20 protein-coding genes and 1 pseudogene are annotated in these 22,511 nt (G+C 74.2%); 7 read left to right on the top strand and 14 right to left on the bottom strand.

Features of this window, described 5'->3' with window-relative positions; genetic code table 11:
* Window positions 1–9: 9 nt before the first annotated feature.
* Genes VFL99_RS04155 through VFL99_RS04125 form a run of 7 tightly spaced genes read right to left on the bottom strand, consistent with a single transcriptional unit; the run spans window position 10 to window position 8,706 of the window.
* A complete protein-coding gene (locus VFL99_RS04155; protein ID WP_325105071.1) occupies window positions 10–723 on the bottom strand; it encodes a YveK family protein in 714 nt (237 codons plus the stop codon).
* The gene (locus tag VFL99_RS04150) at window positions 720–2,036 is read right to left on the bottom strand and encodes a glycosyltransferase family 4 protein (protein ID WP_325105070.1); all 1,317 of its coding nucleotides are present in this window, start codon (window positions 2,034–2,036) and stop codon (window positions 720–722) included. The genes VFL99_RS04155 and VFL99_RS04150 overlap by 4 nt, the downstream gene beginning before the upstream one ends.
* Window positions 2,036–3,031 (bottom strand): glycosyltransferase family 2 protein, encoded by a 996-nt coding sequence (locus VFL99_RS04145; protein ID WP_325105069.1) that lies wholly within the window; start codon window positions 3,029–3,031, stop codon window positions 2,036–2,038. Before VFL99_RS04145 ends, VFL99_RS04150 begins: the two co-directional genes overlap by 1 nt.
* On the bottom strand, window positions 3,031–4,185 hold the full coding sequence (locus tag VFL99_RS04140) for a glycosyltransferase (RefSeq protein ID WP_325105068.1): 1,155 nt from the start codon (window positions 4,183–4,185) through the stop codon (window positions 3,031–3,033). The genes VFL99_RS04145 and VFL99_RS04140 overlap by 1 nt, the downstream gene beginning before the upstream one ends.
* Window positions 4,182–5,723, bottom strand: a complete 1,542-nt coding sequence (locus VFL99_RS04135; RefSeq protein WP_325105067.1) for a phosphotransferase — start codon at window positions 5,721–5,723, stop codon at window positions 4,182–4,184. The genes VFL99_RS04140 and VFL99_RS04135 overlap by 4 nt, the downstream gene beginning before the upstream one ends.
* On the bottom strand, window positions 5,720–7,234 hold the full coding sequence (locus VFL99_RS04130; RefSeq protein ID WP_325105066.1) for a lipopolysaccharide biosynthesis protein: 1,515 nt from the start codon (window positions 7,232–7,234) through the stop codon (window positions 5,720–5,722). Before VFL99_RS04130 ends, VFL99_RS04135 begins: the two co-directional genes overlap by 4 nt.
* Complete coding sequence (locus tag VFL99_RS04125) at window positions 7,231–8,706, bottom strand: sugar transferase (RefSeq protein ID WP_325105065.1); 1,476 nt, start codon at window positions 8,704–8,706, stop codon at window positions 7,231–7,233. The genes VFL99_RS04130 and VFL99_RS04125 overlap by 4 nt, the downstream gene beginning before the upstream one ends.
* 263 nt (window positions 8,707–8,969) lie before the next feature.
* Between VFL99_RS04125 and VFL99_RS04120 the strand changes: the two genes are divergently transcribed.
* From VFL99_RS04120 to VFL99_RS04110, 3 genes are all read left to right on the top strand, one after another.
* A complete protein-coding gene (locus VFL99_RS04120) occupies window positions 8,970–10,181 on the top strand; it encodes an App1 family protein (protein ID WP_325105064.1) in 1,212 nt (403 codons plus the stop codon).
* Between the two features lie 12 nt (window positions 10,182–10,193).
* The gene (locus VFL99_RS04115; protein WP_325105063.1) at window positions 10,194–11,054 is read left to right on the top strand and encodes an Fpg/Nei family DNA glycosylase; all 861 of its coding nucleotides are present in this window, start codon (window positions 10,194–10,196) and stop codon (window positions 11,052–11,054) included.
* Window positions 11,055–11,186: 132 nt separating this feature from the next.
* On the top strand, window positions 11,187–11,516 hold the full coding sequence (locus VFL99_RS04110) for a rhodanese-like domain-containing protein (RefSeq protein ID WP_325105062.1): 330 nt from the start codon (window positions 11,187–11,189) through the stop codon (window positions 11,514–11,516).
* A gap of 6 nt (window positions 11,517–11,522) precedes the next feature.
* Here the strand turns inward: VFL99_RS04110 and VFL99_RS04105 are convergent, their stop codons facing one another.
* The 5 genes from VFL99_RS04105 to VFL99_RS04085 all read right to left on the bottom strand — a co-directional run bounded on the left by VFL99_RS04105 (window position 11,523) and on the right by VFL99_RS04085 (window position 18,306).
* The gene (locus VFL99_RS04105) at window positions 11,523–12,530 is read right to left on the bottom strand and encodes a DUF389 domain-containing protein (RefSeq protein WP_325105061.1); all 1,008 of its coding nucleotides are present in this window, start codon (window positions 12,528–12,530) and stop codon (window positions 11,523–11,525) included.
* A gap of 268 nt (window positions 12,531–12,798) precedes the next feature.
* A complete protein-coding gene (locus VFL99_RS04100) occupies window positions 12,799–15,276 on the bottom strand; it encodes a CHAT domain-containing protein (RefSeq protein ID WP_325105060.1) in 2,478 nt (825 codons plus the stop codon).
* Window positions 15,277–15,388: 112 nt separating this feature from the next.
* The gene (locus VFL99_RS04095; RefSeq protein ID WP_325105059.1) at window positions 15,389–17,110 is read right to left on the bottom strand and encodes a S8 family peptidase; all 1,722 of its coding nucleotides are present in this window, start codon (window positions 17,108–17,110) and stop codon (window positions 15,389–15,391) included.
* A 58-nt stretch (window positions 17,111–17,168) separates the two neighbouring features.
* Window positions 17,169–17,675, bottom strand: a complete 507-nt coding sequence (locus VFL99_RS04090; RefSeq protein WP_325105058.1) for a hypothetical protein — start codon at window positions 17,673–17,675, stop codon at window positions 17,169–17,171.
* Window positions 17,668–18,306: an RNA polymerase sigma factor gene (locus tag VFL99_RS04085; protein WP_325105057.1), complete on the bottom strand. Its 639-nt coding sequence runs from the start codon at window positions 18,304–18,306 to the stop codon at window positions 17,668–17,670. The genes VFL99_RS04090 and VFL99_RS04085 overlap by 8 nt, the downstream gene beginning before the upstream one ends.
* 299 nt (window positions 18,307–18,605) lie before the next feature.
* On the opposite strand from VFL99_RS04085, the gene VFL99_RS04080 reads away from it, so the two are divergent.
* Complete coding sequence (locus tag VFL99_RS04080) at window positions 18,606–19,793, top strand: ATP-binding protein (protein WP_325105056.1); 1,188 nt, start codon at window positions 18,606–18,608, stop codon at window positions 19,791–19,793.
* A 61-nt stretch (window positions 19,794–19,854) separates the two neighbouring features.
* On the opposite strand, the gene VFL99_RS04075 is transcribed toward VFL99_RS04080, so the two are convergent.
* Together VFL99_RS04075 and VFL99_RS04070 are read right to left on the bottom strand one after the other, a co-directional pair.
* Entirely contained in the window at window positions 19,855–20,100 is a 246-nt protein-coding gene (locus VFL99_RS04075) for a DapH/DapD/GlmU-related protein (RefSeq protein ID WP_325105055.1), read from the bottom strand.
* On the bottom strand, window positions 20,097–20,276 hold the full coding sequence (locus VFL99_RS04070) for a hypothetical protein (RefSeq protein WP_325105054.1): 180 nt from the start codon (window positions 20,274–20,276) through the stop codon (window positions 20,097–20,099). Before VFL99_RS04070 ends, VFL99_RS04075 begins: the two co-directional genes overlap by 4 nt.
* Before the next feature lie 60 nt (window positions 20,277–20,336).
* Here VFL99_RS04070 and VFL99_RS04065 point away from each other — a divergent pair, with 60 nt between their 5' ends.
* From VFL99_RS04065 to VFL99_RS04055, 3 genes and pseudogenes are all read left to right on the top strand, one after another.
* Entirely contained in the window at window positions 20,337–20,747 is a 411-nt protein-coding gene (locus VFL99_RS04065) for a VOC family protein (RefSeq protein WP_325105053.1), read from the top strand.
* 138 nt (window positions 20,748–20,885) lie between these two features.
* Window positions 20,886–21,635, top strand: a complete 750-nt coding sequence (locus tag VFL99_RS04060; protein ID WP_325105052.1) for a hypothetical protein — start codon at window positions 20,886–20,888, stop codon at window positions 21,633–21,635.
* A 297-nt stretch (window positions 21,636–21,932) separates the two neighbouring features.
* A pseudogene (locus VFL99_RS04055) lies at window positions 21,933–22,511 on the top strand (hypothetical protein); the annotation flags it as partial.

The raw sequence follows: 22,511 nt of genomic DNA, 5'->3' as shown, positions 1-22,511 counted from the left end.
CGGGTCGGGTCAGACGGTGCGCAGGGAGCGCCGCTGATCGCGGTCGGCGGCGATGCGGGTGGCGGCCGCGCCCCGCCGCCGCGCGAGCCCGAGCTGGTAGACCAGCTGCTGCGCAGCCGTGCCCGCCACCAGCGCGACGAGGGCGGCGATCACGGCGAAGGCGCTCGCGGACAGACCGCGTTCGGTGGCGGTCCCGGCGGCGGAGCTGACGGGCTTGAGCCGGTAGGGCGGGACGAGTGCGTCCACGTCGGGGGTGGCCTGCGCCAGCACGCGGTCGGCGATCTGCTCGGCGGCCCGCGAGGTCGGCGCCTCCGTGGTCACCGTGACCACGGCCGTCTCCGGGACCGCGGCCGCCGAAACCGTCACGCCAGCACCGGGTTCGGCGGACAGGCCGAGGTCGTGTGCGGCGGTGCGCAGGTAGCGTGGCCGGTCCACGAGCTGGGCGACGGTGGAGACCAGCTGGCCGTTGCTCAGCGTCTCGTAGTAGTTCGCCGCATCCGCGGAGGACTTCGTCTGGGGGAGCACCACGGCGCTGGCGTGGGCCTGCCAGCCGCCGGGGCGGTGGCCCGCGAAGAGGCTCGCCGCGACGGCGACGAGCAGGGCGACCCCCACGCCGGTGACGACGCTCAGCCGGAGCAGTCCCAGCGTGCGCAGCTGTCGGACACGCGGGGCCAGCCGAGGGCTCCGTCGGGTGCCCCGGCGAGGACGGTGCAGGTGCATCATGGCGTTCTTCCCTTTGCTGGTGCGGGAACTCGGTTCTGTGCCGGACGTGGTCGCGGTCCGCGGACGGCGCTTCCCCGGCGTGGCCGGGCCGTGTGTCTCGCTCCTGCGGCGAGGTCGCCCACGAGGTCGAGGTAGACCGCCTCGACCGTGGCGGCCACGTCGCTCCACGACCCGCGACGGCGGAGGTCCTCGCGGCCGGCTGCTCCGTAGGCGCTCGCGGTCGCCGGGTCACGCAGCAGGCGCAGCACGGCGGCGGCCAGCTCCGGCGGGTCGGCCGGCGGCACCACGAGGCCACTGCGCCCGTCGGCCACGACGGCGGCGAGGTCGCCCACGTCCGTGGCGACCACCGGGCGGGCGAAGGTCTGCGCCAGGTGGGCGACCCCGCTCTGGAACACGGCGCGGTAGGGCAGCACCACCACCCGGGCGGTCCCGACCAGGGGCGCCACGTCCTCGGCCGGGACGTACCCGGGCCGCAGCTCGACCCCGCCCACCCGCGCCGCCAACCGCTCCACCTCGGCCACGTCGAGGTCGCCGCTCACGTCGCCGGCGACGACGAGCCGGGCCTCGGGCAACTCGGCACGCACGAGCGCGAACGCCTCCAGGAGCAGGTCCAGCCCCTTGTAGCGGGTCCACGTGCCGAAGAAGAGTGCCACCGGCGGGCAGTCCCCCGCGGGTGGCTGCTGCGCACCGCGGGCGAAGACGCCCTCGTCGCCGTGTGGCAGCACCTCGACCCGCCGCACCGTCGGCCACTGCTCGAGCAGCTCGGCGCGGGCCCGCTCACCGAGCACGAAGGCCACGTCCAGGCAGCGGTATGCCGACCCGAGCGCCCCGTGGAAGGCCCGCCCCTGCTTGAAGAGACCCTCGGTGCCCTCGGCCGGCCGGGCGGTCGAGTGCTGCTCGACGAACGCCCGCGGGCTGTGCACCAGGTCGGCCATCACCGTGCCCGGGAGGGCGCCGGCGACGGAGCGCACGGCCACGCCGTCGAGCGCGAACCGCCACGACGCCCACTGCACGACCTCCGGCCGTTGGGCACGCAGGTAGGCGGCGAGGCGGAGCCAGGCTGCGGCATACCGGATCCCCCGGCCGGCGCGCTCGGCCTTGCGGTGCCAGGGGGAGCGGACGTCGCGGGCCCCCGCGTGCCAGGTCGGCAGCAGGCTGACGACGCGCAGGCCCGCGACCGAGGAGGTGAACTCCGGGTCCGGCCCCGTGACCAGCTCGACGTCGTGCCCCCGCCCCGCCAGTGCCTCGCCCAGCTGGAAGGCGAACTGGAACAGGCCTCCGGAGGGGTTGAACTCCACCAGGGTGATCCGCATCAGGGTCTCGCCTCCCGGTCGTGGAACTGGGCCGCCAGCCCCTCCCACACGCCCAGTCCCCACCCGGTGTGCATGGCCAGCAGCGCCGCGGTCAGCCGCGCGCGCCCGCTGCCGGTGAGGCCGCGGCCGGTGACCGTGGCACCGAGGGCCAGCACTCCGGCATACGGCAGGACGGCGAGCAGCGCGACGGGGCGACGGAGCGCGCTGAGCGCGGCCACTCCGAGGTAGCCGACGAGCACCGGCGGCACGAGGTGGCGGGGCCGCAGCGAACCCGGGTGCTTGCGCGCGACGGCGGCCTTGCCCCGGCCGTAGCGACGGTACTGCGCGAACAGGTCACCGACGGATTCGCGGCAGTGCCAAGCGATCCGCAGGTCGGGGTCGAAGAGCAGCTCCCGGCCGGACAGGCGCACCCGGTGGTCGAGCTCGAAGTCCTCGTTGGCCGGGATCGCCTCGTCCCAGCCACCGAGGGACCGCAGCAGCTCCGTGGGGTAGGCGCCGAACGGGACGTGGTCGACCACCTGCGCGGTGGTTCCGTGGTGGTAGGTCGACCCACCGACCCCCAGGCGGGAGCCGAGGGCGGCCGCGATCGCCCGGCCCGTGGCGGTGCCGGCGACCGCGTCCTTGCGGCCGCCGACCCCGCCCCAGCGGCCGGTCTGCAGGTGGCCGAGCGCCCGGGCGACGTAGTCCGGCGGCACCGTCGAGTGCGCGTCCACCCGGACCAGCCAGGGAGCGCGGGCGGCTGCGAGACCGACGTTGAGCGCCTGCGGGATCCCGCGGGCGGGATTGTGCAGCAGGCGAACCCGCGGGTCCGTGGCGGCCATCCCGGTCACGGCCTGCCGGGTGCGGTCCCGGGAGCCACCGTCGACGACGAGCACCTCCAGGCGGTGCTCGGACTGCGCGAGCACGGACGCGAGACAGCCGCCGATCGCCTGCTCCTCGTCGAGAGCGGGGACCACGACGGTGACCAGCGGCGTGGCAGGCGAGTGGGCGTCCATCAGCCCAGCCCTCCGGCCACGGCGGGGGCGGCAAGGGCTTCCAGTGCGTCGGCGTAGAGGTCGTGCAGCGTCGCTGCCCAGTCGTGCATGTCGAAGTGCAGCTCTGCGTGGCGGCGGGCGGCCAGCCCCATTCGCCGCCGGCGGTCCTCGTCGACGAGCAGGTCGCTGACCGCGTCGGCCAGCGCGGCGATCTGCCCGCGCGGCACGAGCAGACCGGTGCGCCGGTGGTCGACCACCTCACCCGTGCCGCCGACGTCGGTGGCGACCACGGGTCGCGCGCAGGCAGCGGCCTCGATGAGCGTGGTGGGCAGCGCCTCCGTGTAGGACGGCAGCAGGACGACGTCGCTGGCGCGCACGATGTCCGCCGTCTCGGACTCGCTGTCGCGGCGGCCGGCGAAGACCACGTGGCGGGCGACGCCGGTGCGTTCCGCCAGCCGGCGCAGCATCGGCTCCTCCGGCCCGTCGCCGACGATGAGCAGGTGGGCATCGGGAACCCGGCGCAGCACCGACCGCCAGGCGGCGATGGCCAGCGCGTGGCCCTTGGGCGCGCGCAGGGCCGCGACGATGCTGGCGACCGGCACGCCCCACGGCAGCCCGAGGTCCTCCGGGAAGCCCCCCGCCCCGGGGGCCCAGGTCTTCAGGTCGATCCCGTTGTGCACCACACGCCAGCTCGGCCGAGCGCGGTAGCGGTGGGCGTACGCCGCACGGGCGGCCTCGCTCACGAACAGCAGCCCGTTGCTGCGGCCGGCCGACTCCACGCACAGCCGTTCCCGCAGCAGGCTGCGCCCCCCGAACTGCTCGGGCAGCGTGTGCAGGGTGCAGAAGCACGGGACGCCGGTCCGTCGGGCGGCCCGCGGGACGAGGGTGCTCGACGTGCCCAGGTGGGCGTGCACGACGTCGCAGCCGGAGCGGCGGATGGCGTCGGCGACCCGGCCGACCGCTCCGCGCTCGGCCAGCCGGCTGACGTCGAGGTAGCGCGGCGCCACCCCGGCGGCCTGCAATCGGGGCACCATCACGCTGCGCTCGGCGGTCTGCGGCTCGAGGCTGGCGACGACCAGCTCCAGGCCGGCGGCCGGCCCGGCGGCGGCGAGGGTGGGCAGGAGCCGCTCGGCGCCGCCGAAGCCGAGTGAGTCGATGACCGTGAGGACCTTCACGTGCTGCTCCTCTCGGCGTGCGCGCGTGGCCGCCCCCCGCCTCCCGATAGGTCCCGGCTGCGGAGCTCGTGCGCCAGCAGTGCCGGGCCGGCCCCCGCCGGCAGGCCCAGCTGCTCGAGGTGCTCGGTGAACAGGCGGTATGCCGTCCCGCTCGCGCCCGTCGCGCCCGTCAGCAGGTGCCGTGCCAGTACGGTGCCGAGCGACGGCGGTGTCGTGCCGCGGGTCTCGGCCAGCTGCAGGTAGGTCAGCAGCAGGAAGAGCAGGTCGGAGACGGGTGAGCCGTCCGGTCGCGACGCCTCCCAGTCGAGGACCGCCAGCCCGGCGGGGCCGCCGACCAGCAGGTTGCCGGGCCAGAGGTCGCCGTGGGAGAGCACCGCGGGCACCGGCAGGCCGGCGCGTTCCCGCGCCGACTCAGCGGCGGCGGCGGCGAACGCCTCCCACTGGCCGACGGGCACGCCGTAGGGACGGTGCATCGCGGCGCGGGCGACCAGGTCGGGATCGAGCAGGAAGGCGGTGCCGTGCGCGCTGCTGTGCTGCAGGTCCGACAGCCAGGCCAGCGGGAGGGCGAGGTCCTCCCGCGCGTGGTGGACGCCGACCCGCACCCGACGGCGCACCTTGGCGGTGAGCTGCTGCCCGGGCAGACACGTCTCGAGCAGGACGGTGGTGGTGCCGATCCGCCAGCACGCCAACGGTTCCGGGACCGTCTGCTGGGTCCACTCGCCGCGCGAGGGGAGGGCCCGGACCCGCTCCAGCGACTGCTGCTCCGCCGACAGCGCGGTGGCCATCGCGTCCGTCGCGGCGACCTTGGCGACGGCGAGCGGGTAGGGCGAACGGTGGCTGTAGAGCAGGTAGGAGCGGTGCCCCCCGTGGCCGCTGATCTGCAGCGCTGCCAACGCGTCCGCGTCGGCTCCCGGCAGGTGGCGGCGCGCGTCGGCCAGGAGCCGGTCGGTGAAGGAGAGCCTCGGCGGCCGCGTCGAGGTGCCGGTCTGCGGCGCGGTGGCGCGCAGCAGGAGCACCGGCAGCAGCGCCTCCCGGCCGTGGGGGAGATGGGTGAGCAGCGGCCCCGCCAGCGTGGCCGCCGTCGACCAGGGGCGGTGCAGGTCGGTGGCGAAGTGCGGCAGCGCGTCGACGGGACGCAACGGCACCGTGAAGCCCGGCGCGATGAGGTCCGGTCGCACGCCGTAGGCGGTGTGCGGGACCAGCCCGGCGCAGCGCAGCAGCAGCTCGCCCTGCTCGACGCCCAGGGCGCCGTCGTGGCGGCGGCCGAGGCTGCGGTGGGGGACGAAGAGCGCCAAGGTGCCTCCGGGAGCGAGGAGTTCGCCGGCCCGGCCGGCGTGGAGCGCGGCGCCGGGTCCGCGCAGCAGGATGAGGTCGGCGGTCCCCCGATCTCCGCCGACCCCGGTCGCGGCCCAGTCCTCGACGCTGCGCGCGCCGGCCCGGCGCAGCGCGCTCTCGAGCTGGGTGTCGGGCACGTCGAGGACGACCCGGGCGCCCTGCACGTCGGGCAGCATCGGCAGCAGGGTCGCGATGCCGGTCATGACCGACCTCCTGTCGTCCTGGCCGCTGGGCGGCCGAGCGTGCGGAAGCGCCCGGTGAGCGCCCGGAACAGGTCCGGCTGCTGCCAACGCAGGCAGCCGGCATACAGCAGGAGGGCGGCGGCGCCGAGGACGGCCAGCCGCAGCCACGGTGGGGTGCTGGTGTGGAGCAGCGGCAGGTGCGACCAGCGCATGCCGACGAGCAGCACGGCCAGGAGGCCGCCACAGACCAGGGCCGGCCGCAGCGTCGAGAACCATTGCGCCGGCGCGATGTCCAGCACGTGCCCGGCGATGCCCAGCTTGAGCCCGGTGAACAGCAGCTGCAGCAGGACTGTCGTGGCCGCGACGGCCACCAGGGAGTGCCCGGCGGCCCACCAGAGCACCGGGGCGAACCCCGCCACCTTGAGGATGCCGACGGTGTTGAGGATCCCCGGCCGGCCGATGGCCTTGTAGACGTCGCCGGCGTGGAAGGAGATCGAGTAGAGCAGGGTGGCGATCGCGAGCAGCTGGGCGGGCACGATCGCCGCCTCCCAGCGCGGGCCGAACAGGACGGTGATGGTTTCCGGCGCGAGCCCCGCGACGACCACGCCCAGGGGCAGGGTGACCAGGGTGACGTGCCGGAGGGCGTCGAGGTAGGCGCGCCGCATCGCCGGCCGGTCGTGCTGCAGCGCCGACAGCGACGGGAAGAGGACCATGCTGACCACGACGAGGAAGTTGAGGACGAGCAGCTCCGGCACGCGGTAGGCGAGGGTGTAGAGGCCCAGCTCGCGTTCACCCATCCGACGCCCGACGACGAGGTAGTCGAGGTTGTCGACCACGACGCCGAGGACCGCCACGGCCATGAGCGGGAGGCCGTAGCGCAGCAGGTCGCGGGCCGACGTGCCGTCCCAGGCCAGGAACGGCCGTATGCCGGCCAGCCACCAGTCGAGGACGCTCACCACGGCGGTCCCCGCCACCTGGCCCCAGACCAGGCTCCAGGCGCCGAACCCCGCGACGGCCAAGGCAATCGAGACGCCGCCCTTGACCAGGGCGCCGGACACCTCCGGGATCGTGCGACGCCGGAAGTCCAGGGAGCGCCGCAGCCGGCTGTCCGGGACGATGCCGAGGCCGGAGACGAAGTAGGCCACGGCCAGGGCCCGCACCACGCCGGTGACGTCGTCGTTGTGGAAGAAGTCGGCGGCCAGTGGCGCGGCTGCGAACGCGAGCAGCGACAGCGCCGTCGTGGACACGAACGTGACGGTGATGCCGGTGCCGAGGGTGCGGCGGGACTCGTCGCGCGTGTGGATGAGCGCCGAGCCGATGCCGAGGTCCTTGACCCGGTCGAGGTAGTTGATGCACAGCAGCCCGACCGCGACCAGGCCGAAGTCGCTCGGCGTGAGGAGTCGGGCGAGCACGACCGTGGTGAGCACGGCGGCGCCCTTGCCGGACACGAAGGTCGCATAGCTCCAGACCACGCCGCCGAACGTGCGCCGGCGCAGGTCCTGGGGTGGGGGTGGGGAGCTGGTGAGGGTCACGAACCATCGCCTCGCAGGACGGCGGCGAAGGTGCGCAGGAAGATCTTGGCGTCGAGCCAGAGGGACCAGGACTCGATGTAGAGGTTGTCGAACTCCACCCGTTCGGCGATCGAGGTGTCGCCGCGCAGGCCGTTGACGGCGGCGTAGCCGGTCAGCCCGACCGGCACCCGGTGCCGGTCGAGGTAGTCCGGGTACTGCTGGGCGAACTGCTCGACGAAGTACGGCCGTTCGGGCCGTGGTCCGACGATGCTCATGTCACCGCGCAGCACGTTGAACAGCTGCGGCAGCTCGTCGATGGAGGTGGTCCGGATGAACCGGCCGACCGGTCCCATCCGCTCGTCGTCGCTGATCGACCAGCGCTCGGCGGCGTCCTGCAGCGTCGCCGGCTTCAGCGACCGCAGCTTGAGGACCGTGAAGGGCCGCCCGTCGAGGCCGACGCGCTCCTGACGGAAGATGACGCCGGGGCCTCCCTCCAGCCGGACGGCGAGGGCCGCGACCGCCAGCACCGGTGCCGTCACGAGGAGGGCGACGGCGGCGAGCAGCACGTCGAACAGGCGCTTGACCGGCCAGGCGAGGCTCTGGAACACCGGCTGGCGGACCCGCAGCAGCGGCACGCCCCAGACCTGGTCGGCGGTGCGGTTGCGGGCGGGCAGCTGCATCAGCCGCGGCACCACGTAGACCTCGCAGGGCAGGGCGGCGCAGCGGCGCAGGTGCCCGAGGAGGTCCACGCCACGCTCCTGCAGGAAGCCGACCACGGCCACGTCCGCCCGGTGCCGTTGCAGGATCGCCGCGAGGTCGTCCTGTCCCCCGAGCAACGGTGCGGTCAACGGCGGGCCGACGAGGGGCGGGTCGGCATCGACGAATCCGACCAGGCGGAGCCCGTGCTCGGGATGCTCCTGGATGCGGCGTGCCACGGTGAGGCCGATCTCGTCGGTTCCGACGACCACGACCCGACGCACGGTCAGACCGGCCCGGCGCAGTGCGCGCAGGAGGGCGTAGCCGAGGACCCGCACGACCAGGACCCCGGCCAGCAACAGCCCGGCCCGCCAGAGCAGGCCGACGTCGGCGGTGCCCTCACCCTTGACGACGGCAACCGTCATGCTCAGGGCGACCGCCAGGGCGCAGCCGCCGAGCAGCTGGGGAATGTCGTCGAGCACGGAGAGCGTGATCCGCGCCCGGTAGAGGCCGAGCCAGGCGTAGCTCCCCACCATGAGCACGAGGAAGAGGACGTGGGCGCGGGTGAGGAGGGGGATGAGGAGCAGGCTGCCGAGGAAGGCGGTGATGTCGCCGACGAGGACCAGGGTGGCGAAGCGCGGGAAGCGCGCCGCCCACGAGCGAAGCCACGAAGCGGCGGCCGGCGGGACGAACTCGGTGGCCGGGGCGGGCTCCGGTCGCGGCGTCGCGGCGACCCGGGCCGCCTCGGTGCGCACGGTCGTCCCGGCCCGCTGTGCCAGCACCGAGCGGGCGGTCACGGCACGCCTCGTGCGGTGCGGCAACGAGACATCGGTCCCCTCCTCATCCCCCAAGCCCTGCGGCTCGCCCCCGAACCCCTTCAGGACTCGTCCCCCGAGCCCTGCGGCTTGCTCCCGACCGTAGGCACCCCGGTCAAGACTTGGCAGGGTTATGCCCAAGAAACGGTAAAACTCACCCGTTCGGGTGAGGTCGGACCGGAGGGGTGAGGTCCGCGATCGGTGGGTCGGGGCGTGCGGCGAGCGCTCGGCATACCCTCGGGTGCATGGCACGGCCCCACGTCGCTGCGGTGATCGAGGACGCGGTGTTCCGCCGCGTCGAGCACGTGCTGCGCCGGCGCGGGTGGCACAACCGGGCGATCGGGCACACGGGGTACGGGACACCCTCAGCGACGTCGCAGGAGCCGCGAGAAAATTCCGAGTGGGTGCGGGTGCTGGGACGGGTGCTGCTGGCCCGGCCGCAGGACCGCACGGACAAGCCGGCGGGTGACCACGCGGCGGCCTCGGAGGAGGAGCTCGAGGAGGCCGAGAACCTGCAACGCGGCTGGCGCGCCTTCCTCACGGCACCGGCCATCGACGTGCCGGTGACGGTGCGCGTGGGGAGGCGGGTGGTGCACACCCGGACGGACCGGCAGGGCTACGTGGACGTCACGGTCTCCCGGCACGGGCTGCCGGAGGGGTGGCACGACGTCACGATCGAGGCGGACAACGCGCCGCGGTCGCGTGGCCAGGTGCAGGTCATCGGATCCCAGGTGCGCCGCGGCCTGGTGAGCGACATCGACGACACCGTCATGGTGACGCGGCTGCCCCGGCCGCTGATCGCGGCATACAACACGTTCGTGCGGCGGGCGGGGTCGCGGCGGGTGGTGCCGGGGATGGCCGAGCTCTATCGCGAGCTGCTCTCCGAGCACCCGGGCGCGCCGGTGTTCTACCTGTCCACCGGTGCGTGGAACAGCGCCCCGACGCTGGTCCGGTTCCTGCGGCGGCACGACTACCCGGCCGGGCCGCTGCTGCTCACCGACTGGGGCCCGACCAACACCGGGTGGTTCCGCAGCGGCGTCCAGCACAAGCGGGAGGCGCTGCACCGACTGGCCCGCGAGTTCCCGCACGTGCGGTGGGTGCTCGTGGGGGACGATGGGCAGCACGACCCGACGACCTACGGTGACTTCGCGAGCGAGCGGCCCGACCGCGTCGCGGCGATCGCGATCCGTCAGCTGACCCCGCAGGAGCAGGTCCTCTCGCACGGGCTGCCGGTGCCGAACGAGGAGCTGGCGGCGGCCGGGCCGTGGCACCGCCACGACACCCGGGAGCTCGGGGCGGCGGTGCCGGTCGTGCGCGCCCCCGACGGCCACGGGCTGTTGCGCCTGCTCGCCTGGCACGGTATCGCGCGCCCCGCTCCGCTGGGGGACGGCGCCGGCCCGGCGCCGGGTGCGCCCGCGGGGTGGCGGCAGGCGCGGGACGTCCCGTCTCGCGGCTGACAGGATGGTGCCGTGCCCGAGCTGCCCGAGGTCCAGGCCCTCACCGACTACCTGCGCGAGCGCACCGACGGCCTCGCCGTCACCGCCGTCGAGCTGGGGTCGATCAGCGTCCTGAAGACGTTCAACCCGCCGCCGCAGGCGTTCGCCGGCCTGCCGGTGTCCGGGGTGTCCCGGCACGGCAAGTTCGTCGACCTCGAGGCGGAGGGGCTGCACCTCGTCTTCCACCTCGCCCGCGCCGGGTGGCTGCGCTGGTCCGACGCGATGCCGACGACGATGCTGCGCCCCGGCAAGTCGCCGATCGCGTTGCGCGTGCGCTTCTCCGACGGCAGCGGCTTCGACCTCACCGAGGCCGGCACCAAGAAGCGGCTCGCCGCCTACCTGGTCACCGACCCGCAGCAGGTGCCCGGCATCGCCTCGCTCGGGCCGGACCCGCTGGCCGACGACTTCAGCCTCGAGCGGTTCGCGGAGCTGCTCCGCGGTCGCCGCACGCAGATCAAGGGGCTGCTGCGCGACCAGAGCGTCCTCGCGGGGGTCGGCAACGCCTATTCCGACGAGATCCTGCACGCGGCGAAGCTGTCGCCGTTCGCGCTCGCCGCCTCCTTGGACGCCGAGCAGGTGGAGCACCTGTATGCCGCGCTGCAGCAGACGCTGCGCGAGGCCGTGGCGGCCGCGAGCGGCAAGCCGGCCAAGGAGCTCAAGGACGCCAAGCGGGCAGGCATGCGGGTGCACGGCCGTGCCGGCGCGGCGTGCCCGGTCTGCGGCGACACGGTGCGGGAGGTCTCGTTCGCCGACTCGGCGCTGCAGTACTGCCCCACCTGCCAGACCGGTGGCAAGCCGCTGGCCGACCGGCGGATGTCGCGGCTGCTCAAGTAGCACGGCGCCGCCGCGGCGTTCTTCACGCCGGCGTGGGTGGTGTGGTGGGTCGGCCGGGCTGGGGCGGCGTTCTTCACGCCGGCGTGAAGAGCCCGGGCGGTGCCCGCCGAGCGCGGATGACAGGATGGCCGCATGGTCCAGATCCCGACCGTTGCCGTGAACGAGCTGCCCGACGACGCCACGATCGTCGACGTCCGCGAACCCGACGAGTGGGAGGTCGGGCACGCCCCGTCCGCCGTGCACATCCCGCTCGGCGACCTGCCCGCCCGGCTCGCCGACCTGCCCGACGACGCGCAGACCCTGCCGATCGTGTGCCGCAGCGGCGGCCGGTCCGGCCGTGCGGTGCAGTGGCTCCTGCAGCAGGGCTTCGACGTCGCCAACGTCGACGGTGGCATGCGCGCCTGGGCCGCGGCCGGCAAGGAGATGGTCGCCGGCAACGGCGAGGCCCCCATCGTCAAGTAGCCCGGGTCACCGGGGGAGGCCGTGCCGCTGCCACGGCTGCCCGCCGCTGTGCCCGGACCCGGTGCTCGCGGCGCGGGACAGCCGGCGGCGCGGACCGGCTCCGCGGCGCCACCACACCAGCCGCTGCACCGCCAGCGTCACCATGCCGGAGCCGATGATGCCGGCGATGTTGATGACGAGCTGGTAGATCGACTCCTTGGCGAAGTGGGCGTCCAGGGTGGCGACGGCCAGCGACAGCGTGCCGACCGCGGGGATCGTCGTGACCGAGATGAACACCCCGACCAGGTTGGACGACTTGTCCGTCGTCAGCGACAGGATGCCGGCCACTCCGGCGAGGACCGCGATGACGAAGGACCACACGTTGGGCTGCACGATGAAGTCGGTCCGCGGCCCGTGGTGCAGGTGTGCGGCAGTGAAGCCGCCGAGTCGGTAGACGACGGTCCACACGGCCGACGAGACCGCCAGGGCCAGCAGGTAGCCGCCCACCAGCGTGCCGACGGCACGCGGCAGCAGCTCCCACTTCGGCCGCACGAACGCCAGGGAGATCGCCGCCATCGGCCCGAACTCGGGACCGACGATCATCGCCGCGATGATGAGGATCGGCTGGTCCTGCAACCGCCCGATGCTGGCGATGAGCGTGGCCAGGGCGAGGAAGGCGACGAACGCGAAGGTGAACCGTGCGTCCTCGCGGGCCTGGTCCTCGATGAGGTCCCAGATCACCACGTCCTCGGGATCACCGGGCGCTGCCTGCTCGGCCTCCTCCGCCGCCTTGCTGATGACCACCTGGTCGTCGACGATCGTGATCGAGCCGCGGTCGGACACGCCCAGCTCGTGCAGCGCGCTGAGCACCGGCTCGGCGCTCTCCCGCGGCAGGTCGGCCATCACCATCGTTCCCACCGGGTCCCGGTAGGCCTGCGGAAGGACGAGGAGGTTCACCGCGCTGCGCTCGGACTCGAACAGCGCCACGACGCGGTCGACGAGTTCCCCGGGGACACGCAGGCGCAGGTGCAGCACAGGCCCATCATGGCGGCCCGATGACCGCAGCGAAGGACCGGCGGGTACGGTCCCCATTCCGAACCCGCCGGTCCTGCTCCCCTGCGGCCCCCCGTCCGGGGTCCCTGTTCCCCGGCCCCCACATCACCCGCTCAGCGACCCGACCCCCTGCGTCGGGCCCCTGTGCGGTGGTGGCTCACACCAGCAAAGAGACCCCACTGTCCCTCCTGATACATCCGGGCGCCAGATTTCTTTCGACCTCTGGTCCCCGACCCCAGAACGCCCGGGCTCACCACCCCGCGCCGTAGCAGAGGAACGGCGAGGACAGCTGGTCCGCCAGCCCGCGCGTCGCCGTCGCCAAGGCGTATGCCGGGTGGTCGCCTGCCGCGAGTCGGTCATGCACCCGGGACAGCACCGCGCACGCGACGTCGTCGTCCACGCTCGCGGGTGAGGCGATGACCGCGTGCGATCCGGCGTGCAGCCAGGCGGTCGTCATACCGAGGGCTTCCTCGCCCCAGCGGACGGTGGAGCGGCCGAGCTCACAGGCCGACAGCACGACCGTCTGCGGCACGGCGGCGAGGCGGTCGATGTCGTAGCCGAACCACGGCCCGTCGGTGAGCTCGAGCCCGGAGAACAGCGGGTTGTCCGCGGAGTGCCGGCCGTGCGCGGCGACGTGCAGGACGTCGACGGCGCCGGCGACCTCGCTCACGGCGGCCGCGCGGGCCTCGGCGACCCCGAGCACCGGCGGGTCCGGCCAGGCCCGCGCCGCGTGCGAGATCTCCTCCTCGGCACGGGCCACCCGAGGCCCGGCGACGAATCCGGCGCTGCGCGGCGACCGGCGGTCCCCGTGCCGCCGCACCCACAGGCTCGCCGAGCGGGGAACGGTCAGCGGCCGGCCGGTGAGCGCCGGCAGCATCGACCACGGGGTCCCGGCCAGCGCACCGGAGGGGACGAGCACGACCGGACCGTCGCCGAGGTCGCCGAGCGGCGCGAGCAGGTGCCCGGAGAGCTGGGCGAGCCGGTCCTGCAGGGTGGCCTGCACGACGCGGCGCAGGGGGCCCGGCAGGTGGGTGGCCATCATGTCGAGGTCGGCCTGCAGCCCCTGCAGCAGCTGGCGCACCGGAGCGAACGAACCGAGGTCGACCAGCTTGGCGGTGCCCCCGGCGACGACGACGCCGTATAGGTGCTCCTCGACGACGAGGTGACTGACCAGCGCGCCGCCGGTCGCGGCGAGCACCTCCGAGACCGCCTCGAGCGAAACCGGGTCGGTGACCCGGCCGGACCCCTCACCCTGCCAAGCTCGTTCGCGGATGGACTGCTGCAGCTCGGCGACCCGCCGCCGGGCCGCGGTGGTGCCGGGCCCGTGGTCCGCGCCGGAGCCGAGGGTGGCGAAGAGCTCGCGCAGCTCGACCAGCTCGGCTGCCGTCGTGGGGTCCGCGGGCGGCCGCACGGGCGCGACGCGCACGGCCAGGGCACGGGCACGCTCGGCCCACTCGAACGCCACCTCCGGTCGGCCGTCGGCCAGGGCCAGGCCGAGTCCGGTGAGGGCGAGCCGCCGGCCGTGGCCCACGAGGGAGCTCTGCAGGTCGAGGCTGCCGAAGGAGGACTGCCACTCGTGCAGCTCGGCCAGGCCGGCCCGCACCTCCTCGAGGGCGTGCGCCGGTCGTTGCCGCGCGGCGGCCAGTTCAGCTCGGACCTCGTGGCGCAGCAGCCGGTTCCCGAGGGGCGCGTCCGGTCCGGGGTGGGTCCGGCGGACGAGGCGGGCGGCCGTCGCCAGGTCGCCGGACTCCACCGCCGCCCGGGCGACGTGCAGGGCCAGCTGCCCGGCGTCGCGGTGCAGCCCGTGACCGCGCAGCTCCCGGCCGAGCGCCGCCGCGCGCTCCCGGTCGGTGTCCCGGCCGGCGAGCACGTCGGCGGCGACGGCGACCGCCTCGGCGCGCAGCGCCCACACCTCGCTGCCGCGCCCGGCGAACAACCGCATCGCCCGGCGCGCCACTCGGCGCGACTCGGCCGGGTCCTCGGTCAGCAGCAGGCGGGCCAGCACCAGCAGCGCCTCGGCCTGCCGCTGTCGCATGCCGCGCGAGGCCAAGGCGCGCGCGGAGGTGCGCAGCGCGGAGGCGGCGTCCTCCGGCATACCGGCGGCGAGGAGGGCCTCGGCACGGTCCTGGGCGCCGACGGCCTCGTAGACGGGTGACAGCTCGGCGAAGGTGGGGGCCGCCTCCTGCATCAGCCGCAGGGCCGTGGGGATGTCACCGGCCAGCAGGTGGGTGTAGCCGAGGTTGTGCCGGGCCTTCATCCGCTGCCGGACCAGACCGGCCGCCGCGTAGTGCTCATCGGCGGCCCGGAAGGCGTGCCGCGCCGCCGTGACGTCGCGCCGCTGGAGGTGGACGTTGCCGCGGGCGAGGTGGGCGTTGCCGAGCGCCCGGTGCTCGGTCGCCGGCAGCAGCCGTTCGGCCTCCGCGAGGGACACGAGGGCGGCCTCCCCGTCGCCGGCCCGCATCTGCAGCATCCCCAGCTGGCCGTGGACCAGGCCGCGCACCTCGTCCGGGATGTCCGGCAGGGCGAGGGCGTGGTGGCACAGCTCGAGCCCGCGCGCGGCCGTCCCGAGCTCGGACTCGACGTAGGCGAGGCTCAGCTCGATCCGCGCGATCGTCTCGTCGTCGGTCGCGCGCTGCAGCGCGAGCAGGTAGTCACGACGGGCGGCACGATGACGACCCGCGTTCGCGCTCTCCAGTCCCCGTCGGTGGAGCTCCCCGGCGCCCAGCACCCGCCCATCATGGCCGGTTCTGCTCCGCCGGTGCCATGAGGTCCGCCCGGCGCCGCGCCGGGGCACCAAGGTGAGGCACCCCGGCGGAGACGTGGCGGCCGGTGACGCGCGGTCAGCAGCGGATGCCGGTGACGGCCGTGACGGCGCCCCAGCTGCGGGCGACCGTGACCGCCACGTCCTCGCGGTCGGTGGGCAGGTGGTCGACCAGCCGGGCGGCGACCTGCCCGGCCACCAGCGGCGCCGCGAACGAGGTGCCGCTCCAGATGGCGAAGCCGCCCCGGAAGTCGTCCGGGTCCAGAGACTGCCGGGTCATGCCGTATGCCGTGGTGCTGGCGTGCGCCTGCCGCCCGCCTTGGAAGGCGGGGCTGGTGCTGAGCACGCACGCGCCCGGCACGTAGTGGCGCACCCACGGTCCCGCGTTGCTGAATAGCGCCGCCGTGCGGCCGTCGGGGTTGAGCGCGCCCACGGAGACGACCGGCACGCAGTCGCGGCCGGCGGGTCGGCCGCCCTTGCCGTCGCTCCACGGCGCGAAGGCCGCGGGGAAGAAGGGACGCGCGGTCGCGTCGTTGCCCACCGAGCAGACGACCGTGGTGCCGCACCGGCCCAGCGTCTCGAGCACCCCCGCGAGGACCGGGTCGAAGAGCAGGTCCTGTGGGGTCTCGTGGTAGTAGCCCATCGAGAGGTTCAGCACGTCGATGGGCCGCCCGCCGGGCTCGCCGGCGGCGTGCCGGCGCACCAGCTCGGCGACGCGGACCAGGGCGTCGAGCCACTCCGACTCGATGATCCGCCCGTCGGCCGCCACGACCCGGGCGGTGACGATGTCGGCGTCGGGACAGGCCTGGTGCACCAGGCCGGCGATGAACGTGCCGTGCCCCGCGAGGGGGTCGAGCTCGCCGTCCAACCCGCCGACGACGTTGCCGGTCACCTCCGGGTCGGTCGCGGGATCGGTGAACCCGATGGGCTCGCCGTCCAGCTCGAGCCGGGTGTCGACGACGTCGTCGAGCCACGCGTGCGCGCCGCAGCCGGTGTCGAGGACGGCCACGACGGGGCGGCGGCCATTGATGTCGCGGCTCGCGCGGCGGTGGGGTGCGCGCCCGGTGAAGGCGATGGGTTGGCGACCCCCCGTGCCGAGGCGTCCGTACGACGCCACCGCCTCGCTGCGGGCCGGGTTCGATTCCTCGACGGGGTTGGATTCCTCGACGGGGTTGGACTCTTCGACCGGGTTGGACTCTTCGACGGGGTTGGACTCCTCGACCGGGTTCGACTCCTCCACCGGCGTGGTCTGGATGAGATGGTCCAGCCCGACACCGTGCAGCGCATCGCGCCCGAACCGCGCCCGGGCGTGCTGCAGCAGCGACCAGCCGTCCGGTGCCGCGGCCGCCTGGCCCTCCCGGATGCGCACGACGAAACGGTGGAGGCCCAACGGTGCTCGATGGTCGCAGCCGCAAGGGTCAGCAGCGCTCGTCCCGCCGCCCGGTTCGTGACGGTGCTCCGCGTGGCCGTGCCCGCCGTGGTCGTGTCCGCCGGCGCCGAACGTGGGCGCGACCCGGGCACAGGCGTAGTCGTCGTCGACGAGCACCTCCCACCCCAGCGGTCCGGCGACCTCGTTGAGGCGCGCCAGCGTCTCCGCGCTGTCCCGTTGCGACGAGACGAGCAGGTGCGTACCGACATACAGGGTGGAGCGGGGGGCGATCCCGGCGACGCTGACCGCCGTGCGCGGGTCCAGGGCACGCGCGCTGCGGTCGGGCAGGTGCCCGTGCGGCGGCGGCACGGGGTCGCGGTCGGGGCGCCGGCCGTGCTGCGGGTGCTGGGTGGGGCTGTCGGGCTGGGGCATGCGAACTCCTGGGGAGCGGCGGCGTCGGGGCGACGCCGCGGAGGGGCGCTGGGCCTGGCTAGACCTCGAAGGCGGGCGTGGCGAAGAGGTGGCCGTCCTCGGTGGGCGTCGTGGCCTGCGTGTCCGCCGAACCCGATTGGGGGGCCTCGGACTCCGCGCTGAGGACCACCCGGGACAGGCCGCTGGGCAGCCGGGCGATCTCGAAGCGGCCGAGTCCGTCGGCGGTCGAGTTCCACGTCGCGTCCTGCTGGCGCACCGTGACGCGGGCCGCACGGGCGGGAGAGATCCACCCGTCGAGGCGGCGTTCGCGCTCACCGATCGGGCTGATCCGCAACATGAGCGACAGCTCGCCGCCGGTGAAGACGACGGTCAGGGCCTCGTTGTCACCGCGGGCGCCGGCCAGCTCGCGAGTGCGCTCGACGAGGTGGAGCAGCTCGTACTGCTGGTCCAAGTCCTCCATCGCGAGGGCGACGAGGACCGTCTCGGCCAGCCCGGCGGGCATGGGATCGTAGGCCTGCCACATCGCGGCCAGCTCGTCGATTTCGGGCTGCCACGTGTCAGCCATGCCCGCCTCCTTCCTGCTCCACGAGGAGCGTTCGCAACTTGTCGAGACACCGGCCGCGAGTGGGCCCGATGCTGCCGACCGGCATCCCGAGGTCCGCGGCGATCCCGGCGTAGTCGGGCCGGTCGGCGAACGCCACCACGCGGAGCAGGCGGCGGCAGCGCTCGGGGAGCTGGTTGACACCGGCCCACAGCCGGGCGTGCTCGTCCCGGGTCACGACCTCGCCCTCGGCCGAGCGGTGGTCGGGCACGTGCCGAGCCAGCACCTCGTCGTCGGCGGGCTGGGAGCGGTGGTCCCGTTTGAGCGTCCGCCACGCCTCGCGCCGCGCGGTGGTGGTCAGCCAAGCGCCCACCGCGCCGGCGTCGGTGATCGAGTGCCGGCGGCGCACGAGGGCCAGCCAGGTGCACTGCACCACGTCCTCCGCGCGGTGCCGGTCCAGGCCGTAGGCCCGGACCAGCTGCCAGAGCACCGGGCTCAGCGTCCGGACGAGGTCGTCCAGCGCCGTCGGGTCGCCGAGCTGCCAGCGCCGGAACAGGTCCGCTGACGTCGTCCAGACCGAGGTGGACACCACGGATGAGCCGGCACTGGTGGCCGGGATCGTCGCGGGCGACGACGACTGGTGGTCGATGCTCATCGCCCCCTCACCGTGCCTTTCTCCGGGTGGTCGGTTCCGGGGCCGGTGGCGCTGTCTCGCCCCGACCGCTCCCCGGCCGCTCGTCGACTAGGAGCGCCGAGCGCCGCTCCTGATACATCCCCCCACGAGGTCCCCGATCGATGTCACCCACGGCTGAACTGTGGCAGACATCCGGCCGCAGCGGCAGGGGTCGGCGGTGTCCGCAGGGCGCAGGCCGGGTCCCTCCGGTGCCGCGACACGCGATCGGGAAGTATCCCCACGTCTCGGGGCAACGCTAGACAGCCCCATAGTCTCCGATCGTGGACCCGATCAGGAACCCGTACGCGCCCGGCGCCGGCCAACGTCCCCCCGAGCTCGCCGGCCGCGACGTCGAGCTGGAGAGCTTCTCCGTGGTGCTGGAACGCATCGCCCGCAGCCGCCCCGAGCGGTCGATCGTGCTGACGGGACTGCGCGGGGTCGGCAAGACCGTGCTGCTCAACGCCCTCCGCTCGACGGCGGTGCGGGCGCACTGGGGGACCGGCAAGCTCGAGGCGCGGCCGGAGCAGCGGCTGCGGCGCCCACTGTCCGCCGCCCTGCACGTCGCCGTCCGCGAGCTCGGCCACCCGCAGCGCGATGACGTCGACCACGTCCTGGGGGTCGTCAAGGCCTTCGCCCAGCGGGATGCCGCGGCCGGGGCGAAGCTGCGGGACCGGTGGAACCCCGGTATCGATGCGGCCGCGGTCGCCGGGCGGGCCGACTCCGGCGACATCGAGATCGACCTCGTCGAGCTGTTGACCGACGTGGGCGGACTCGCTGCAGACGTCGGCAAGGGGGTCGCGGTCTTCATCGACGAGATGCAGGACCTGCACGCCGAGGACGTCTCCGCGCTGTGCGCCGCCTGCCACGAGATCAGCCAGAGCGGGCTGCCCCTGATCGTGGTGGGGGCCGGCCTGCCCCACCTGCCCGCCGTGCTCTCGGCGAGCAAGTCCTACAGCGAGCGGCTCTTCCGCTACTCGCGCATCGACCGGCTCGACCGGGAGGCCGCCGACCGGGCCCTGCAGTCCCCGGCCAAGGAGGAGGACGCCGAGTTCGCGCCCGAGGCCCTCGAGGCGATGTATGCCGCGACCGGCGGCTACCCGTACTTCATCCAGGCCTACGGGAAGGTGGCGTGGGACGTCGCGCCGCGCAGCCCCATCACCGCCGAGGACGTCGCCGTCGCCGGCCCGGAGGCGGAGGGCGAGCTGGCCGTGGGCTTCTTCGGCTCGCGCTACGAACGGGCCACCCCGGCGGAGCGGGAGTACCTGCGGGCCATGGCGGACGTTGCGGACCCGGACGGTGCCGAGGCGGTGGCCACCGCCGAGGTCGCGAAACTGCTCGGGCGCAAGCCGCAGTCGCTCTCGCCGGCCCGGGACTCGTTGCTCAAGAAGGGCCTGATCTACAGCGGCGAGCGGGGCCGGATCGCGTTCACCGTGCCGCACTTCGGCCGCTACCTGCGCACGACCGCCTGATGTCCCCGTGGTCGACCGCCCGATGTCGAGCCCCCGGCGTGGGACGCGGATCAGCGGCGGATCAACGGGCAGCGGCCTCGAACCCGGTCCTGCGGATCACCTTGGCGGGGACCCCGGCCACGACCGCGTCGGCCGGCACGTCCCTCGTCACGAGCGCGCCGGCGCCGACGATGGCGCCGTCACCGATCGTCACGCCGGGCACGACGGTCACGCCTGCGCCCAGCCACACCTTGCGGCCGATCGCGACGGGCGCCGGGATCATGTCCGCCCGCCGGTCTGGGTCCACCGCGTGGTTCAGCGTCGTCACGATGCTGCCGTGCCCGATGAGCGTCCCGTCCCCGATGGTGATCCATACCCGGTGTTGAGCTCGGCCACCACCTGCAGCGACTCCTGGGCTGTCCGGTGCATGAACAGGTGCGCCTCTGAGCCGCCCTCGACGACGGTTCCGCGGCCGACGAGGTCCAGGAACTGCTGGAGGTCCATGCTCCGATCCTGTCATCCACCTCCTCGCGACGGCTCAGCAGATACGGGAGGATCGACGGCATGAACTTCACCGACCCCCAGGTCATCCTGTTCGTCAGCGATTGCGAGCGGGCCGCGGCCTTCTACCAGCGGTTCGGCTTCCGGGAGACCTTTCGCACCAGCGCGGAGGCGCCGGTGAAGATCGAGATGGCCCTCGGCGGGTTCGGCCTCGGCCTCGCCCTCCCGGGGCCGGCGGCAGAGAGCCACGGCATCACTCCCGTCGCGGAGGGCCATCGTGCCTGCCTCACGCTCTGGACCGACGACGTGGACGGCGCCCACGCGATGGCGTTGCAGGCGGGCGCTGCCGACCACGCGGCCCCCCATCCCTTCCTCGACGGGCGGCTGCGGGTGGCCTTCGTCGAGGACCCGGACGGCCACCCCGTGCAGCTGGTGCAGCGGGTCAGCGTGGAGGCGGTGTCCACGTCGACCTGAGTCCCGGAGACGCCCCCGCAGACAGACCACGCTGGATCCACGCAGGACCCCCGAACCGCCAACCCCGCACTTCCGCCAGTCGTCTCAAGAAGGTGACCCGGTGCGGGCCACGCGCAACGAGCACCACGGGGGTGCGTGATGAACAAGGTCCCACGGATGGTCGCCGCCGGCATGGTCGCGGCCACGACACTCGGTCTGGGGGGAGCCGCTCTCGGCTGGTCTCCGGCTGCAATCGCCAGTGCCCACACCGTGTCTGCCGAGCCCTCGAGCAGCACCACGTGTGACGGCATGGCTCCGGTCACCAACCTCGACTCCGTGGCGTATGCCGACCAGCTCGTCCGTGCGTGGGGTCGCGGGGACGTCGCCGCCACCTACTGCTACGCCACGCCCGCAGTGGCCGACCAGCTCTTCGACCAGGCGAATCCCGGTGGCATCCATTGGCGTCGGACGTTCTCGCAGGGCGCGGCGGGCACGATCTACGTGACCTACCACGACGACGCCCGGGGCGGGAACCTGACCGTGGGGATCCACGACCTGGGTCTGCGTGGTCCGGGAGGCTGGCACGCGGCATACACCGCGCGCTTCCAGGGCGAACCGCCCGCATTGGGGCCGCTCGCGTGGGGTGACGCGCTCATTCGGGCGTGGGGTCGGGGCGACCGGGTCGCCGCGTCCTACTACGCGACACCTGCCGTCGTGAACACGCTGTTCGACGACGCCGACCCCGGTGGCGGCCACTGGTACCGCGCGAGCTGGCAGGGCGCCACCCAGTCGATGGTCATCACCTACCGCGACAGCCAGACCGGGCACGAGGTGCAGATCGCCGTCGCCGACTGGATGCTGCGGCTCGGTGACGCGCACGCCGCCTACTCGGCGCAGTTCCTCCGGTGAAGAGGCGGCCCCTCCGGTGAGGGCACGAGTCCTCGTCTGAGGACGCTGCCGCTGTGACGGCGGAGGCGGGCACGCGGTATGCCGTGTGCTTGCCTCGCGCTGCGCTGCCCGCCTTTTCACGCCCTCGCGATGAGCTGCGCTCACGGTCGTGGCAACCGGCGGTTCGGTGGCTGTGGATGACGTCGGGGCTGAGCTGACCCCATGTGGATAAGTCGGGGGTGAATGTGACCTGTTCGCAAGGGGATTGGTCCACAGCGGCCTGGCGGGGTGTCGGTCAGGTCCGATAGAGTCGTACGCATGTTCGACGACCAGCAGCGACCGGAGGAGGAGCCGGCAGCCGACGCGACCGCGCGGCTGGCCGAGCGACGCGCCGCGGTCAGCGCTGCCGTCGAACTGCTCAGCGGGGTGGAGGGGGTGCTGTGGCAGGGCGGCACCGAGGAGCTGACCGCCCTGATGGACGACCTCGGCGTGCTGGTCGCCCGCGCCGACGCCGCCCGGGTCGCGGTGGCCGCCGAGGCGCAGACCCGCGGCGTGGTGGCCGAGTCCACCGCGGCCTCCACCGCCCAGTGGGTGGCCGCGCACTCCCCGCACCCCGACACCACCGAGGGCCACCGGATCGCCCGGCTCGCCGCGGCCAGCACCAAGGCGGACAACCAGACCCTCACCCGGGCGCTGCGGGCCGGGCAGGTGTCCCTGGCCTGTGCCGACAAGGCCCTGAAGGAAGCCCAGAAGGTGGCGCCGCTGGTGCCGACAGCCTCGCGGGCTGAGGTGCTGGGCTGGTTCCTGGACGTGGCGCAAAGCGGCGGGCGCAAGGAGATGGACCGGCTGTCCACCTGGGTGATCGGGCGGTTCGGCGGCGACCAGCTCGAGCACGAC

It is taken from the genome of Segeticoccus sp., from assembly GCF_035708005.1.
This window is presented reverse-complemented; position numbering and strand designations above follow the sequence as displayed.

What these genes read in the sequence shown, in the direction of transcription:
- VFL99_RS04085 (WP_325105057.1), bottom strand. Translation starts at nt 18,306, where the DNA reads ATGAGCATCGACCACCAGTCGTCGTCGCCCGCGACGATCCCGGCCACC.
- VFL99_RS04145 (WP_325105069.1), bottom strand. Translation starts at nt 3,031, where the DNA reads ATGGACGCCCACTCGCCTGCCACGCCGCTGGTCACCGTCGTGGTCCCC.
- VFL99_RS04060 (WP_325105052.1), top strand. Translation starts at nt 20,886, where the DNA reads ATGAACAAGGTCCCACGGATGGTCGCCGCCGGCATGGTCGCGGCCACG.
- VFL99_RS04110 (WP_325105062.1), top strand. Translation starts at nt 11,187, where the DNA reads ATGGTCCAGATCCCGACCGTTGCCGTGAACGAGCTGCCCGACGACGCC.
- VFL99_RS04070 (WP_325105054.1), bottom strand. Translation starts at nt 20,276, where the DNA reads ATGGACCTCCAGCAGTTCCTGGACCTCGTCGGCCGCGGAACCGTCGTC.
- VFL99_RS04065 (WP_325105053.1), top strand. Translation starts at nt 20,337, where the DNA reads ATGAACTTCACCGACCCCCAGGTCATCCTGTTCGTCAGCGATTGCGAG.
- VFL99_RS04150 (WP_325105070.1), bottom strand. Translation starts at nt 2,036, where the DNA reads ATGCGGATCACCCTGGTGGAGTTCAACCCCTCCGGAGGCCTGTTCCAG.
- VFL99_RS04155 (WP_325105071.1), bottom strand. Translation starts at nt 723, where the DNA reads ATGATGCACCTGCACCGTCCTCGCCGGGGCACCCGACGGAGCCCTCGG.
- VFL99_RS04120 (WP_325105064.1), top strand. Translation starts at nt 8,970, where the DNA reads ATGGCACGGCCCCACGTCGCTGCGGTGATCGAGGACGCGGTGTTCCGC.
- VFL99_RS04090 (WP_325105058.1), bottom strand. Translation starts at nt 17,675, where the DNA reads ATGGCTGACACGTGGCAGCCCGAAATCGACGAGCTGGCCGCGATGTGG.
- VFL99_RS04135 (WP_325105067.1), bottom strand. Translation starts at nt 5,723, where the DNA reads ATGACCGGCATCGCGACCCTGCTGCCGATGCTGCCCGACGTGCAGGGC.
- VFL99_RS04095 (WP_325105059.1), bottom strand. Translation starts at nt 17,110, where the DNA reads ATGCCCCAGCCCGACAGCCCCACCCAGCACCCGCAGCACGGCCGGCGC.